The sequence below is a fragment of the Nonomuraea sp. B19D2 genome (assembly GCF_040137845.1).
Classification (GTDB): domain Bacteria; phylum Actinomycetota; class Actinomycetes; order Streptosporangiales; family Streptosporangiaceae; genus Nonomuraea.
On record NZ_JBEFAK010000036.1, the window covers coordinates 36,102 to 49,997 of the forward strand.

Annotated in this window: 15 protein-coding genes; 10 read left to right on the plus strand and 5 right to left on the minus strand. The window is 67.8% G+C overall.

All coding sequences use genetic code 11. The annotated features are described in order from the left end of the window. Positions 1–2 precede the first annotated feature (2 nt). From ABN273_RS43165 to ABN273_RS43175, 3 genes are read right to left on the minus strand one after another with little or no spacing between them, the layout of a single operon-like run. On the minus strand, positions 3–962 hold the full coding sequence (locus ABN273_RS43165) for a DUF8832 domain-containing protein (RefSeq protein ID WP_349455322.1): 960 nt from the start codon (positions 960–962) through the stop codon (positions 3–5). Beyond that, a complete protein-coding gene (locus ABN273_RS43170; RefSeq protein WP_349455325.1) occupies positions 959–1,168 on the minus strand; it encodes a heavy-metal-associated domain-containing protein in 210 nt (69 codons plus the stop codon). The genes ABN273_RS43165 and ABN273_RS43170 overlap by 4 nt, the downstream gene beginning before the upstream one ends. 22 nt (positions 1,169–1,190) lie before the next feature. Continuing rightward, positions 1,191–1,472, minus strand: coding sequence for a metal-sensitive transcriptional regulator (locus ABN273_RS43175; RefSeq protein WP_349455327.1), 282 nt, complete (start codon positions 1,470–1,472; stop codon positions 1,191–1,193). 171 nt (positions 1,473–1,643) lie between these two features. Here ABN273_RS43175 and ABN273_RS43180 point away from each other — a divergent pair, with 171 nt between their 5' ends. From ABN273_RS43180 to ABN273_RS43200, 5 genes are all read left to right on the plus strand, one after another. Next, on the plus strand, positions 1,644–2,321 hold the full coding sequence (locus ABN273_RS43180; RefSeq protein WP_349455329.1) for a GNAT family N-acetyltransferase: 678 nt from the start codon (positions 1,644–1,646) through the stop codon (positions 2,319–2,321). A 226-nt stretch (positions 2,322–2,547) separates the two neighbouring features. Further along, positions 2,548–2,955: a VOC family protein gene (locus ABN273_RS43185; protein ID WP_349455331.1), complete on the plus strand. Its 408-nt coding sequence runs from the start codon at positions 2,548–2,550 to the stop codon at positions 2,953–2,955. A gap of 67 nt (positions 2,956–3,022) precedes the next feature. After that, a complete protein-coding gene (locus ABN273_RS43190; protein ID WP_349455332.1) occupies positions 3,023–3,901 on the plus strand; it encodes a sigma-70 family RNA polymerase sigma factor in 879 nt (292 codons plus the stop codon). A 159-nt stretch (positions 3,902–4,060) separates the two neighbouring features. Continuing rightward, on the plus strand, positions 4,061–4,666 hold the full coding sequence (locus tag ABN273_RS43195) for a DUF2975 domain-containing protein (protein ID WP_349455333.1): 606 nt from the start codon (positions 4,061–4,063) through the stop codon (positions 4,664–4,666). Further along, the gene (locus tag ABN273_RS43200; RefSeq protein WP_349455335.1) at positions 4,666–4,881 is read left to right on the plus strand and encodes a helix-turn-helix domain-containing protein; all 216 of its coding nucleotides are present in this window, start codon (positions 4,666–4,668) and stop codon (positions 4,879–4,881) included. The genes ABN273_RS43195 and ABN273_RS43200 overlap by 1 nt, the downstream gene beginning before the upstream one ends. A 306-nt stretch (positions 4,882–5,187) precedes the next feature. Here ABN273_RS43200 and ABN273_RS43205 read toward each other — a convergent pair whose 3' ends face one another. Continuing rightward, positions 5,188–6,201 carry a GlxA family transcriptional regulator gene (locus ABN273_RS43205; protein ID WP_349455337.1) on the minus strand — a complete coding sequence of 338 codons (1,014 nt, stop codon included), beginning with the start codon at positions 6,199–6,201 and terminating at the stop codon, positions 5,188–5,190. A 52-nt stretch (positions 6,202–6,253) separates the two neighbouring features. Between ABN273_RS43205 and ABN273_RS43210 the strand changes: the two genes are divergently transcribed. Continuing rightward, the gene (locus tag ABN273_RS43210) at positions 6,254–6,649 is read left to right on the plus strand and encodes a cupin domain-containing protein (protein WP_349455338.1); all 396 of its coding nucleotides are present in this window, start codon (positions 6,254–6,256) and stop codon (positions 6,647–6,649) included. Positions 6,650–6,940: 291 nt separating this feature from the next. On the opposite strand, the gene ABN273_RS43215 is transcribed toward ABN273_RS43210, so the two are convergent. Then, positions 6,941–8,812, minus strand: coding sequence for an APC family permease (locus tag ABN273_RS43215; RefSeq protein WP_349455339.1), 1,872 nt, complete (start codon positions 8,810–8,812; stop codon positions 6,941–6,943). Between the two features lie 388 nt (positions 8,813–9,200). Between ABN273_RS43215 and kdpF the strand changes: the two genes are divergently transcribed. From kdpF to ABN273_RS43235, 4 genes are read left to right on the plus strand one after another with little or no spacing between them, the layout of a single operon-like run. Further along, positions 9,201–9,290 (plus strand): K(+)-transporting ATPase subunit F, encoded by a 90-nt coding sequence (gene kdpF, locus ABN273_RS43220; protein ID WP_349455341.1) that lies wholly within the window; start codon positions 9,201–9,203, stop codon positions 9,288–9,290. Then, entirely contained in the window at positions 9,290–10,951 is a 1,662-nt protein-coding gene (kdpA, locus tag ABN273_RS43225) for a potassium-transporting ATPase subunit KdpA (RefSeq protein ID WP_349455343.1), read from the plus strand. The genes kdpF and kdpA overlap by 1 nt, the downstream gene beginning before the upstream one ends. 1 nt (position 10,952) lies before the next feature. After that, entirely contained in the window at positions 10,953–13,058 is a 2,106-nt protein-coding gene (kdpB, locus tag ABN273_RS43230; RefSeq protein ID WP_349455345.1) for a potassium-transporting ATPase subunit KdpB, read from the plus strand. Between the two features lies 1 nt (position 13,059). After that, positions 13,060–13,896, plus strand: coding sequence for a potassium-transporting ATPase subunit C (locus ABN273_RS43235; protein ID WP_349455346.1), 837 nt, complete (start codon positions 13,060–13,062; stop codon positions 13,894–13,896).

Genomic DNA, 13,896 nt, shown 5'->3' on the forward strand with positions numbered 1-13,896 from the left:
TCTCAGTGGCTGTGGTCGTCGCCGTGCTCGCTGGGCGTGGGCGTGGGCGTCGGTAGCTCGGGACGCCGGCCCGCGCTGAGAGTGAAGTCGGCGGTGCGGACCTCCCCCTCGTGCTGGAAGTCCAGGAACAGACGGTAGTCGCCGGTGCTGGGCACCTCTGCGTAGAAGACGATCTCGGGTCCGGCCTTGGTCTTCCCGTCGCCGGGCTCGCCGTCAGGGTGGACGTGCAGGTAGGCCAGGTCCTTGGCACGCAGAGCCACCAGGTGGCCGTACGCACCGAGGTAGGGCTGCAGGTCGGTGACCGGCTTGCCGTCCTTGGTGACCTTGAGGGTGAGCTTGCTCGCCTGTCCGGGCGTCAGGTCGCCGTCCAGGGTGACCGTGTAGCCGTCCACGGTCGCCGTTCGGCTGACCTGCGGAAGCGCCTTGGGCTCGTAATCCCCGGCGACGAGCACGTCGGTGCCGAGCGTCAGCGCGCTGCCGCCGGTGGGCGAGAAGTCGGCGAACGCGCGATACGTTCCCGCACTTGAGAGAGTGAGCTTGACCGACCACACACCGTCGCCCGCCTCCGTGGGGTGCAGGTGCTGGAAACTGCCCAGGTCACGGGAGACCACGATGAAGTGCAGCTTCTTGTCGTGCTCGACCTGGTAGTCGGTGACCGGCTTGCCATCGGGACCCGTCACGGTGAAACGGTAGTCGGTCGGCTCGCCAGGCTTGATCGTCGTGGTGAGCGGGTTGAGGGTGTAGCCGTTTTGGGACACTTGCAGCCCCCCGGGGGTATCGCTCTTCGTCTGTTGCGTGACGTGCTCCCCGTGTCCCGCGCTCGCGGTGGGCGCCGCCATGGCGCTGTGGTCCTCGGCCGGAGGTGCTCCGACCGGCCCCACCGCCTTGCCCGCGCCCAGGGCGCCGCCGAAGACGACGGCGAGGCCCAGGACGTACGAGCCAAGCTTCGCTGCGGTGTTCACGGGTTCGTCACTTCGTATCCGGCCTCCTCGACCGCGGCGACGATCTTCGCCGTGTCGATGGGGTCGTCGCTTTCCACTGTCAGCAGCCCGGTGGCCAGATCGACCTCGACGTTCGTCACGCCGGTCACCTCGCTGACCTCCTCCTTGACCGAGCTGACGCAGTGGCCGCAGGTCATGCCCTTGACGGTGTAGGTGGCGGTGCTCATATCGATCTCTCCTTCAGCCCGATCAGGAACGAACAAGTCTGGCGATGGCGTCCGAGGCTTCCTTGACCTTCGCCTCAGCCTCGGGGCCGCCCTTGAGGGTGGCCTCGGCCACACAGTGGGCCAGGTGCTCCTCAAGCAGCGACAGGGAGAACGACCTCAGCGCGCTGGTGGCCGCGGACACCTGCGTGAGGATGTCGATGCAGTACTTGTCGTCTTCCAACATTCGCTGCAGGCCACGGATCTGCCCCTCGATACGGCGCAGCCGCATCGCGTGGTCGTGTTTGCTCTCGCTGTATCCGTTCATGTCCAGCCTCCCCTTGGGTCGCTGCCCTCAACAACACTATACCCCCCTATGGTATTCCTGTTCCCTGGACTTTTCCGCCGCATTGGCGGGATCAAGCGGGGCCAGGCGTCGCATGTGTCCTCCTTGGTGATCTTCGATATACTATACGGTCCTAGGGTATAGGAGATTGGCATGAACGCGGAGCCCAGGCTCGTGGCACACCTCACTCACTGGCTGGGCGGCTGGCCGGCCACTACTGGACTGGACATCATTGGCAACCCGGCACGCATCCGCCCGGGTTGGGACGGCAAGACACATCCGGTCATTGGTATCGCGAGCCCCGAGCAGGGAGTCCTTTCGGTTCCGCCCGAGCACGCCAGGACGGTGGCGGAGCAGTACGCCGAAGACAAGGATGTGGCCGTACTCGGACCACAGGTCCCCGCCCTGGTCGGCTTTCCCGAACGCGCGTGGTTCACCGCCGTCTACCGCTGGACCACCCGACCCGCACCACTCCCCGACGCCGGCGTCTGGGTGCCCGCAGACGAGCCCGAGGTGCCCGACTGGCTACGGCCTTTCGGCGGGGACGTGCTGGTCGCCTGGGATCCCGTGAGTGGAGCGTATCTGGCGGGGGTAGGCGTCAAACGGCACGACGCCCATGGGCACGAGCTCGCGGTTGTGACGGCGCCCGAGGCCCGCGGTCGCGGCTTGGCGCGCAAGCTGGTTGCCCAGGCGTCCAGGCGGGTGCTGGACGAAGGCGCGATCCCCACCTACATGCACAGCCCAGAAAATCTCGCCTCCGCCGCCGTCGCAGAGGCGGCGGGCTTCAGCGACATGGGCTGGGTCGCCTTTGGCTTGACAGAGGCTCATTAGAGGGTCAGGCGACGATCCTGTTCAAGCACGCTCGGGCGAGCATCGCCAGAGGGGTCAAGCGATATCGCTCGGTGCCCTGGAGGCCAGCGCCACCAGCGAGGAGCCAGGAGGCGGTGCATGACGCACCCGCCAGTCCCTTTGTTACCTTCTGGCGCCGGCTCCCGTCATACAGGCGACGGCCGCGTATCCCCACGGCCGCCGACCAACCACGAGATGGGAGATCAAGGTGCTGACGAACATCATGTATGTGACGGTCTATGTCACCGATCAGGACCGCGCGCTGAAGTTCTACACCGAAGGGCTCGGCCTGGAGAAGCGCGTCGACTTTGCGGGGCGGGAATCACGCTGGCTCACCGTGGGCGTTGCCGGTAGTCCGGTCGAGATCGTCCTTTGGTCGCATGCGCCGGCCGCAGGGCAGCCGGTCGAGCAGCGGCTGGGTGTCGACCCCGGTCCACTCATCCTTGAGTCGGACGACCTGAGGAAGGATTTCGAGGTGCTTCGCAGGCGAGGCGTGACATTCGATCGGCCCGAACCGGAGGACTACCCGTTCGGCGTCGGCATCGAGGCCGTGGATCCGGACGGCAACCGGATCTCGCTCCGCCAGCAGCGCCGCCCAAACCGCGCCGATGGCTGACCGTAGGCTACGCGACGATCCGGGCGCGTCATAACCCATGGGCGAGCAGATCCGAGGAGGCGGGAACATGACTGACAGCAGTGGGACGAACCTGGTGGCCGAGGCGTTCGAGGCCCACCGCGACCGGCTGCGCGCAGTCGCCTACCGCGTCCTCGGATCGCACGCCGACGCCGAGGACGTGGTCCAGGAGGCATGGATGCGCCTGGCCCGCCAGGACGCGACGACCATCGAGAACCTGGCGGGCTGGCTGACCACGGTGGTCGGCCGGATCAGCCTGGATGCCCTACGGTCCCGCCAGATCCGCCCCGAGGCCGCCTACGACGAGCTGCTGCCTGAGCTGGTGGTGACGGCCGACGACAGCGCTGAACCAGCCGAGTACGTGGCACTGGCCGACTCAGTGGGGCTCGCGCTGCTCGTCGTCCTGGACTCGCTCGGGCCGAGCGAGCGGCTGGCGTTCGTGCTGCACGACCTGTTCGGGGTGCCGTTCGCCGAGATCGGCCAGATCCTCGGCAAATCCGCCGACGCCACCAAGATGATCGCCAGCCGCGCCCGCAGGAAGGTGCAGGCCACCGAGCGGCCGATGGCGGCCGCACGAGAACAACGAGAGGTCATCAACGCCTTCCGCGCGGCAGCGGGCGATGGCGATTTCGAAGCGCTGCTGCGGGTGCTCGACCCGGATGTGAAGCTGACGGTCGACACCCCCGACGGCGTGGTCGTCATCCTGGGCGCTACCGAAGTCGCCTCCGGCGCCCAGATGATCTCCGGCGCAGTCGCCCGACATCGCGCGGTGCTCGTCAACGGCCTTCCCGGGTTCATCTCCTGGCGCGAGGACGGAACCCCGCTCTCCATCATCTCGTTCACGGTCACCCACAACCGGATCGCCGCCATCGCAATCTTGGCCGATCCCGCACGGCTCGCGTCGATGCACCTGCCGGAACCTGCGTGAGGCACCCTCACGATGTCCACCACGTCCGGAGCGAAACCGACGCCGGCCATGTGGATCGAGGCGCCGACCTTGGCTGCGATCCGTTCTTCGACGGGCGGCTTGCGGAGGATCGCGGTCACCGACTGGACATATCGATTGTCGTTATTTACGATTATCGTTATGTCTGCGAGATGGCTCAACCGGCTGCAAATCCTCCTCACCCTCTTCCTGGTCCTGGCCTGCCTCGGCGCCTTGGGCATGCTGCTCTATACCGTCCTGATCGCTTTCGTCGGCACCTCCAATGGCATCGGCGTCCCGCTGCGGGTGTTCGACGTGCCGGTCGAGGGCATGGCGGCACCGGAAGCCGCGATCGTCGGCGCGACCGCCGACGTGACGGTTGCCCACCAGGGTCCCGCGCCGCTGGTCGGCCTGCTCTACCTGCTCCTGTGGGTGCCGGGCGTCGCGACCACCCTGCTCGCGCTGTTCACCGTCGTCCGTTCGCTGAGCAGGGCCACATCAGGAGACAGGGCACTGTTCTCCGCCGTCACCGCCGCTCACCTGCGCCGCCTCGGCTGGATCCTGATTGTCGGCTCGCTCGCCACAGGCGTGCTCGGCATGGTGGCCGAGCCGATCCTGGCCTCGATGCTGCTGGACAGGAGCAATTCGTTCTACCCGCCGTCGGGCGAGGTGGTGGCCGGGGTCGTGACGGGAGTCGCGGTGCTGGCCGTGTCGGAGATCGTACGGCGTGGCGTGGTGCTGCTCGAAGAGGTCGAGGCCACGATCTGATGGTCGAGCCGGCCATCAGCGTACGGCTGGACGAGCTGCTCAAACAGCGCGGCATGACGCTCACCGAGCTGTCCAACGGGGTCCAGATCTCCGTCGTCAACCTGTCCATCCTGAAGAACGGCCACGCCAAGGCGATCCGCTTCTCCACCCTCATGCGCCTGTGTGATGTCCTCGACTGCCAACCGGGCGATCTTCTCCGCTACGAGCGGTCATAGAGCCAGGCGACCTGAGCTCGACGGATCACTGATCATCGTCTCTGCCGGGCCGGGCGCGAGTGTCGCGCCGTTCGGGGGTTGGTCGCCGTTGCACTGGCCTCTACCGAGGAGGTCGGCTTCGTCGACGGACCGGACCCGTACAGGATCCAGCTTCAGCGGCCGGGTCTCGGACCGGACGAGGTGATGTCGCTCAGCGTCCGCAGGGACGGCGGGCTGCTCAGCAGGGAATGGGATCTCGGCTGCTTCAACGATGATGACCCCGATGACGCCTTCGACTCGGACGGATGCGGGCGCGCGATGACCTTGCTAGGAGGACGAGACCGGTCCCTGGCCTGTCCCCGGACCGAATCGGTGCCGGTACTCCAATGGAGTGAGCCCGATCCTGCGGCGCATCAGCGCACGCATATTGGCAGCGGTGCCCAGCCCGCTGTGCCGCGCGACCGTCTCGAAGCGCGACTCGCCCCGCTCAATCAGCCGGCACGCCAACGCAAGCCGTTCCCCAGTGAGCCACGCCAGCGGTGTGGTGCCCAGCTGCGCGCGGAAGCGGCGATGCAGTGTCGCCGGACTGACCGAGGCGCGCGCTGCGAGGTCGGACACCGTGAGCGGGGCCTCCAGCCGCTCCTGAGCCCAGGCCAGGACAGGCGCCAAGGACTCATCTGGAACATCGGGCACGGGCCGCTCCACGAACTGCCGCTGCCCGCCGTCGCGGTGGGCGGCGAAGACGAGCCGTCGGCTCACGGAGTTGGCGACCTCCGCGCCGTGGTCTCGGCCGACGATGTACAGGCCGAGGTCAAGCGCGGCGGCGCTCCCCGCGGCCGTGAGGATGTCACCGTCGTCCACGAACAACACATCTGTTTCGAGCCGGACGGAAGGGAATCGCACCCGGAAGGAATCCGCCCACTGCCAGTGCGCGGTGGCCCGGCGCCCGTCGAGCACCCCGGCCTCGGCCAGGGTGAAAGCGCCGCTGCAGAAGCCGACGAGGCGGGCGCCGCGCGCATGCGCCCGCCGGATGGCATCGAGTACAGCGGGGCGGCGGGGCACCTCGACGTCGGGACGGTTGGGGACGATCAACGTGTTCGCCGATTCGGCGGCCTCCAGGTCGGCGACGCCCGAGAGCGTGAAGAAGCCGTCCCGCATCAGCGCGCGCGGCTCAGGAGAACACAGGCGGAAGTCGTAGAGGTCGCGCCCGAGCTCGGGCCTGCGCAGGCCGAAGATCTCGGTCGCGCAGCCCAGCTCGAAGGGGTTGGAGTTCTCGTCCACGATCACGACGACCCGGTGCGGAGCCGCCATATGGGTGACGTGCGAGGATTCTTGCGCCATGTGCTATTCCTAGCACTCACGCCAATCATGTCCGATGGGCCACGATTCACTCGTGAGCAATGAACCCATCGCCCTCGACAAGGCCCTGGCCTCCTTCGACGCCCTGTGGAGCCCTCGCATCGTCACGCGCGTCAACGACTACGACGTACGCGTTGCCAAGGTCGAGGGCGAGCACATCTGGCACGTCCACGACGACACCGACGAGTTCTTCCTGGTACTCGACGGGGAGCTGCACATCTCGTTGCGCGAGCCCGGCGAGGAGCGCACTGTCGTGCTCCCCCGGGGCGCGGTGTTCACCGTCCCCCGCGGCACGGAGCACAAGCCGTCCGCTCCCACTGGAGCCGCGATCCTCATGTTCGAGCCCACCGGGACACCGACGGTCGGCGACCGCCATGCCGAGATCCCTGACCACATCGACGCAACGACAGGGCACGCGCTCGGCGCCTGAGGGGGAGCGGGCATGGCCGTTCGCGACGGCATCCACGAGGCCGCTTGACCAGGCTGACGCGGCCGGACACAACCGATGGCGGTGAAGCCCTCGGCCGGCAGACCTGCCGCTACAGGTCGAGCTGTAGTGTCACCCTCTTGTGGGTCGGCAGGTAGCCGAGCGTACTCATCCACTCGCCGGTGGGCCTCATGAGACGCGGAAGCGCATCCGGCACACCACCGCGTCGGTGCGCCGCCGCAGAGCCCTGGCCAGCACCGCGCCGCGCTGGTTCCATGCCGGCCTGAGGGCCGGTCAGCCGACGTGGACGTGTGGACGGCGTTCCTGGTCCGGTTCGGCCTGGCGCAGCACCTCCCTGGTCAGCGGCGGTACGTCGCCGCCTCCGAAGACCAGGTACCGCAGCATGGCCACGACCGGGTTGCCCTCGGTCCAGTGGAAGTAGATGTGCGGCACGCCCCCGGTCCGGTCCCGTAGGTACAGCAGCAGCGCGGCCAGCGAGTTGGGGACGGCCGAGCTCTCGATGGTGAGGATCTTGTGGCCGTACCGCTCCTCGCCCTTGACGTGCAGCTCGGTCTCGAACTCCGAGGCGTCCGGCACCGACACCTCCACGAACAGCACCGGCTCCGAGCTGCGCAGCCGGTGGGTCTGCCAGGTCTCGCGGAGCTTGTCGTTGTACTCGGCCTGGTCCCGGGCGTTCGGCTCGTTGGCGATCACGTTTATCTCGCCGCAGGCGTCGTTGACGAACTCCTCGGCGAGCGGATCCAGGTGGACCTCCGTGACCCGCAGCTCGGTCGAGCGGGTGGCACGGGAGATCAGGGAGGTGACGATGATCGCCGCGATGAAGAACGAGGCGATCTTGACGCCGTCCGGGCGCTCGATCACGTTGTCCACCAGTGTGTAGCCGAGCACCGCCGTAATCAGCGCGAAGGCGGCGGTTGCCAGCTGCTGACGCTTCTTCCACGCCGACAGCGTCACGGCCACCGCCGCCGACAACATGAGCACCAGCACGCCGGTGGCGTACGCGCCGCCCTGGGCGTCCACATCGGCGTCGAAGATGATCGTGATGCCGAACCCGATCGCCGAGAACACCAGCACGAGGGGCCGTACCGCGCCCGTCCACTCCGGGGCCATGCCGTACCGGGGCAGATACCGCGGGACCAGGTTGATCAGCCCGGCCATCGCCGAGGCCCCGGCGAACCACAGGATGGCGATCGTGGAGATGTCGTAGGCGGTGCCGAACCAGTCGCCCAGGAAGCTGTGCGCGAGGTAGGCCAGCGCCCGGCCGTTCGCCTTGCCGCCCTCCTCGAACTCCTGATGCGGGATCAGCACCGTGGTGACGAAGCTGGAGAAGACCAGGAACACGCTCATGATCAGCGCGGCGACGGTCAGCAGCCGCTTGGTGCCTTTGACCCGCTGCGGGATGTCGCCCTTGACCACCGGCATCACCGCGACGCCGGTCTCGAACCCGGACATGCCCAGGGCCAGCTTCGGCATGACCAGCAGCGACAGCCCGACCATGGCCAGCGGACTGCTGAAGTCCAGGCTCAGCGCGCGCTGCCAGTCCACCACCACCTGCGGAGCCTCGAGCACGTGCGCGATCGCGACGGTGACGACGACGGCGTTCAGCGCCAGGTAGACGAAGACCAGCAGCACGGCGATGCCGATCGCCTCGGTGAACCCCATCAGGAAGACGCCACCCAGTGCCGCCAGGAGCACCAGGGTCACGATCACCTGCTGGCCGGCCAGGAAGTCCGGCACGAACGGGTTCTCCAGGATGTGCGCGGTCGCGTCCGCCGCCGACAACGTCATCGTGATCACGAAGTCGGTGGCGGCGAAGCCGAGCAACGCCAGTACGAAGATCTTGCCCCACCACTGCGGCGCGAGCTTCTCCAGCATCGCGATCGAGCCCTGCCCGTACGGGCTCTCGGCCGCCACCCGCCGGTAGACCGGCAGCGCGCCCAGCAGCGTGAGCGCCACCAGGAACAGCGTGGCCAGCGGCGACAGCAGGCCCGCCGCCAGCGCGGCGATGCCCGGCTGGTAGCCCAGTGTGGAGAAGTAGTCCACGCCGGTCAGGCACATCACCCGCCACCATGGGTGCTTGACGTGGGGACCGTGTTCGATCTGCTTACGGTCGGTCTGCAAGCCCTCCAACAGCCAGGACCGCACAGTCCCTTCCGTAGCGGCCGGCCGCTTCGCCAGCACCATAACGGTCACTCCTCGTCAAGGCCCCGTAAAGACTCATCGGACACTACCTGGGGCGAAAGAGCGGTTGAGGAGGACAAGGCGTCAAGAAAACGTATAAATCGGCGAGTCGGCCGCGCGAAGCGGCGCGTAGGGACGCCGTTAAAAATCAGGCTCGGGCCGTATGAAAGCCGTCAAGAACGCCAGAACCGCCTAAATCTCGGGATTTGCTTGCCTTTGAGCCGCCCTGAACGGGCGTGGCCGAACCAACATGTCCAGATTGAGGAGTGGGGATGGCTGACGTCGTCTTCGTCGCCCTGACGATCGCGATCTTCGTGGTCTTCGGGCTGGTGGTCAAGGCGGTGGAGCGGCTGTGAGCGCCGTCAACGCCACTGGTCTCGTCGTAGTGGTGGGGCTGGTGGTCTTCATGGTCGTGGCCCTGCTGTTCCCGGAGCGTTTCTGATGAGCACGACCGTGGCAGGGATGATCTTCATCGTCTCCCTGATCGTCGCCCTGGGCCTGGTGTACAGGCCGTTCGGCGACTACATGTACCGGGTCTACTCGACCACCAGGCACAGCGTCGCCGAGCGCGGGATCTACCGGTTGCTCGGGGTGCGTGCGGATGCCGAGCAGAGCTGGGGCGTGTACGCGCGCAGCCTGCTGGCGTTCTCGCTGGTCTCGATCCTGGTCGTGTACGGCATCCAGCGCCTGCAGGACAAGCTGCCGCTGAGCCTGGGCATGAAGCCGGTCACCGACCACATCGCCTGGAACACGGCGGTTAGCTTCGTCACCAACACCAACTGGCAGGCGTACTCGGGCGAGTCCACGATGGGCCACCTGACCCAGATGGCCGCACTGGCCGTGCAGAACTTCGTCTCGGCGGCGGTGGGCATGGCAGTGGCCGTCGCCCTGGTGCGCGGCTTCGCCCGGCGCAGGTCGGACACGATCGGCAACTTCTGGGTGGACCTGGTCCGCGGCATCATCCGCATCCTGCTGCCGATAGCGTTCATCGGTGCTCTGGTCCTGGTGGCCGGCGGGCTGATCCAGAACTTCTCCGGCCTGCACGAGGTGAGCACGCTGACCGGCGGCACCCAGTCGATCACCGGAGGCCCGGTGGCCTCGCAGGAGGTCATCAAGGAGCTGGGCACCAACGGCGGCGGCTTCTACAACGCCAACTCGTCCCACCCCTTCGAGAACGCCACGAGCTGGACGAACTGGTTCGAGATCTTCCTGATCCTGGCGATCCCGTTCTCGCTGACGCGCACCTTCGGCAAGCTGATCGGGCAGGTCCGGCAGGGGTACGCGATCCTCGCCGTGATGGGCGTCATCGCCCTCGCGAGCATCGTGCTCACCAACGTGTTCGAGCTGTCCGGGAACGCGACCGTGCCGCAGGCCGTCGGCGCGGCCATGGAGGGCAAGGAAGTCCGCTTCGGCATCGCCAACTCCGCCACCTTCGCCGCGTCAACGACGTTGACCTCGACCGGTGCGGTGAACTCCTTCCACGACTCCTACACGCCGTTCGGCGGCATGATGACGCTGTTCAACATGATGCTGGGCGAGGTCGCCCCCGGCGGCGTCGGGTCAGGGCTCTACGGCATGCTGATCCTGGCCGTGATCACCGTCTTCGTGGCCGGGCTGATGGTCGGCCGCACCCCCGAGTACCTGGGCAAGAAGATCGGCCCCCGCGAGATCAAGCTAGCCTCGCTGTACTTCCTGGTCACCCCGGCGCTGGTGCTGATCGGCACCGCGTTCGCGATGGGCTCGGCGGAGCAGCGGGCGAGCATGCTCAACACCGGCCCGCACGGCCTGTCCGAGGTGCTGTACGCGTTCACCAGCGCCGCCAACAACAACGGCTCCGCCTTCGCCGGGATCACCGTCAACACGCCCTGGTACGACGTGGCGCTCGGCCTGTGCATGGCGTTCGGCCGGTTCCTGCCGATCATCCTGGCACTGGCGCTGGCCGGCTCGCTGGCCCAGCAGGCACCGGTGCCCGAGAGCGCGGGCACGCTGCCGACGCACCGGCCGCAGTTCGTGGGCATGGTCGTCGGCGTGACGATCATCCTGGTCGCCCTCACCTTCCTCCCGGCGCTCGCGCTCGGCCCCATCGCAGAAGGACTGTCCTGACATGTCAACCCCCGTGCTCGAAGCGCCGAAGCGAACCGGCCGCGTGGGCGGCGGTCTGCTCGATCCGAAACAGCTGCTCAGGTCGCTGCCGGACGCGTTGAAGAAGCTCAATCCGGCCACGCTGTACCGCAACCCGGTGATGTTCATCGTCGAGATCGGCGCCGTGTTCACCACCGTGCTTGCGGTCCTCAACTCGTCGTTCTTCGCCTGGGCCATCGTGTCCTGGCTCTGGCTGACGGTCGTCTTCGCCAACATGGCCGAGGCCGTGGCCGAGGGCCGCGGCAAGGCCCAGGCCGCCACGTTGCGCAAGGCCAAGACCGACACCCAGGCCCGCCGGCTCAAGAGCCGCACCTCGGCCGAGTGGGACGTCGTCAGAGCCCCGGAGCTCCAGCAAGGTGACATCGTCATCGTCGAGGCCGGCGAGACCATCCCCGGCGACGGCGACGTGATCGAGGGCATCGCGTCGGTGGACGAGTCGGCCATCACCGGCGAGTCCGCGCCCGTCATCCGCGAATCGGGCGGCGACCGTTCCGCGGTCACCGGCGGCACGAAGGTGCTGTCCGACAAGATCATCGTCCAGATCACCCAGAAGCCCGGCGAGAGCTTCATCGACCGCATGATCGCTCTCGTCGAGGGCGCCGACCGGCAGAAGACGCCGAACGAGATCGCCCTCAACATCCTGCTCGCCGCGCTCACGATCATCTTCCTGGTCGCCACCGCGACCATGCAGCCGCTGGCCATCTACGCCAAGTCCATCAACCCGGGCGTGCCCGACTCCCTGGCGCTGACCACCGACGGCGTCAGCGGCATCGTGCTGGTCTCCCTGCTCGTCTGCCTGATCCCGACCACGATCGGCGCACTGCTGTCGGCCATCGGCATCGCGGGCATGGACCGCCTCGTCCAGCGCAACGTCCTGGCCATGTCCGGCCGGGCGGTGGAGGCGGCGGGGGATGTCTCCACGCTGCTGCTGGACAAGACCGGCACGATCACACTGGGCAACCGGCAGGCGTCGGAGTTCGTCCCGGTGGCGGGGGTGAGCGAGGCGGAGCTGGCGCAGGCGGCGCAGCTGTCCAGCCTGGCGGACGAGACGCCGGAGGGTCGCTCGATCGTGGTGTTCGCGAAACAGGCGTATGGGTTGCGGGAGCGCCAACCGGGCGAGCTGGCCCATGCCGAGTGGGTGCCGTTCACCGCTCAGACCCGCATGTCAGGGGTGAACCTGGACGGGCGGGAGGTCCGCAAGGGCGCGGCCACGGCGGTCATGAAGTGGGTACGCGACCATGGCGGCCACCCCACCGACGAGGTCGGCCACCTCGTGGACGGCATCTCCGGCTCCGGCGGCACCCCGCTGGTGGTCGCGGAGAAGGGCCGCGTGCTCGGCGTCATCCACCTCAAGGACGTGGTCAAGCAGGGCATGCGCGAACGCTTCGACGAGATGCGCCGGATGGGCATCCGCACGGTCATGATCACCGGCGACAACCCGCTGACGGCCAAGGCCATCGCGGACGAGGCCGGGGTGGACGACTTCCTCGCGGAGGCGACGCCTGAGGACAAGCTGGCGCTGATCAAGAAGGAGCAGGAGGGCGGACGGCTGGTCGCGATGACCGGCGACGGCACCAACGACGCCCCCGCCCTGGCCCAATCCGACGTCGGCGTCGCCATGAACACCGGCACCAGCGCCGCCAAAGAGGCCGGGAACATGGTCGACCTCGACTCCAACCCGACCAAGCTCATCGAGATCGTCGAGATCGGCAAGCAGCTGCTCATCACGCGCGGAGCGCTGACCACGTTCTCGATCGCCAACGACATCGCCAAGTACTTCGCGATCATCCCCGCGATGTTCGCGGCGGTCTATCCGGGCCTGGACGCCCTGAACATCATGCGCCTGGCCAGCCCGCAGTCGGCGATCCTGGCCGCGGTCGTGTTCAACGCGCTGATCATCATCGCGCTGATCCCGCTGGCGCTGCGCGGCGTCCGGTATCGGCCCTCCAGTGCCTCCAAGCTGCTCTCCCGCAACCTGTACGTCTACGGACTTGGCGGCATCGTCGCCCCGTTCATCGGCATCAAGCTCATCGACCTGCTCATCCAATTCCTTCCGGGGATGTCCTGACATGGAACGTCTACCTAGCTGGCTGCGCCAGCATCTCGCCGCGATCAGGGCCGTCGCCGTGCTCACCGTGCTGCTCGGCCTGCTCTACCCGCTGGTCACCACCGGCGTCGCCCAGGCACTGTTCCACGACAAGGCCAACGGCTCGATCGTGCAGGCCGGCGGCAAGGACGCGGGCAGCGCAACCATCGGCCAGTCCTTCACCGACAAGGACGGTAACCCGGTCAGGAAGTACTTCCAGTCCCGCCCGTCGGCCGCCGGTGACGGCTACGACCCGACCTCGACCAGCGCCACCAACCTCGGTCCCGAGGACGTCATCGACGTGCTGCCGCTGCCCGGCATCGAGGGCAGGCAGTCGCTGCTCACCCAGGTCTGCGCCCGCTCGAAGGCGGTCGGCGAGCTGGAAGGCGTCAGCGGCGCCCGCCCGTTCTGCACCCCGGACGGGGCCGGCGCGGTGCTCAAGGTCTTCCCCGGCCACGCGGTCAGCGTCAACCAGGCCTGCCCCGCCACCCCCTTCGTCACCGCCTACCAAGGGCTGAAGGTGGAGTGCGCCAAGCCAGGCGAGGACTACGCCGCGGGCCGGACCGTACCCGTCAGGGGGAGCGCGGGCACACCCGCCGTACCCGCGGACGCCGTCACGGCCAGCGGCTCCGGCCTCGACCCGCACATCTCCGTGGCCTACGCCGAGCTCCAGGCACCTCGTGTGGCCAAGGAACGCGGGCTGCCCCTCGACCAGGTGAAGACGCTGATCGGCGAGCACACCACCGGGCGGGTCCTCGGCTTCATGGGCGAACCCGCCGTCAACGTGCTCGAACTCAACCTGGCACTCGACGGGAGATGA

Bases quoted from the DNA above. Each gene is read 5' to 3' on its own strand.
- ABN273_RS43235 (WP_349455346.1), top strand. From the start codon at position 13,060: ATGGAACGTCTACCTAGCTGGCTGCGCCAGCATCTCGCCGCGATCAGG.
- ABN273_RS43205 (WP_349455337.1), bottom strand. From the start codon at position 6,201: ATGGCGCAAGAATCCTCGCACGTCACCCATATGGCGGCTCCGCACCGG.
- ABN273_RS43180 (WP_349455329.1), top strand. From the start codon at position 1,644: ATGAACGCGGAGCCCAGGCTCGTGGCACACCTCACTCACTGGCTGGGC.
- kdpB (WP_349455345.1), top strand. From the start codon at position 10,953: ATGTCAACCCCCGTGCTCGAAGCGCCGAAGCGAACCGGCCGCGTGGGC.
- ABN273_RS43190 (WP_349455332.1), top strand. From the start codon at position 3,023: ATGACTGACAGCAGTGGGACGAACCTGGTGGCCGAGGCGTTCGAGGCC.
- ABN273_RS43195 (WP_349455333.1), top strand. From the start codon at position 4,061: ATGTCTGCGAGATGGCTCAACCGGCTGCAAATCCTCCTCACCCTCTTC.
- ABN273_RS43170 (WP_349455325.1), bottom strand. From the start codon at position 1,168: ATGAGCACCGCCACCTACACCGTCAAGGGCATGACCTGCGGCCACTGC.
- ABN273_RS43175 (WP_349455327.1), bottom strand. From the start codon at position 1,472: ATGAACGGATACAGCGAGAGCAAACACGACCACGCGATGCGGCTGCGC.
- ABN273_RS43200 (WP_349455335.1), top strand. From the start codon at position 4,666: ATGGTCGAGCCGGCCATCAGCGTACGGCTGGACGAGCTGCTCAAACAG.
- kdpA (WP_349455343.1), top strand. From the start codon at position 9,290: ATGAGCACGACCGTGGCAGGGATGATCTTCATCGTCTCCCTGATCGTC.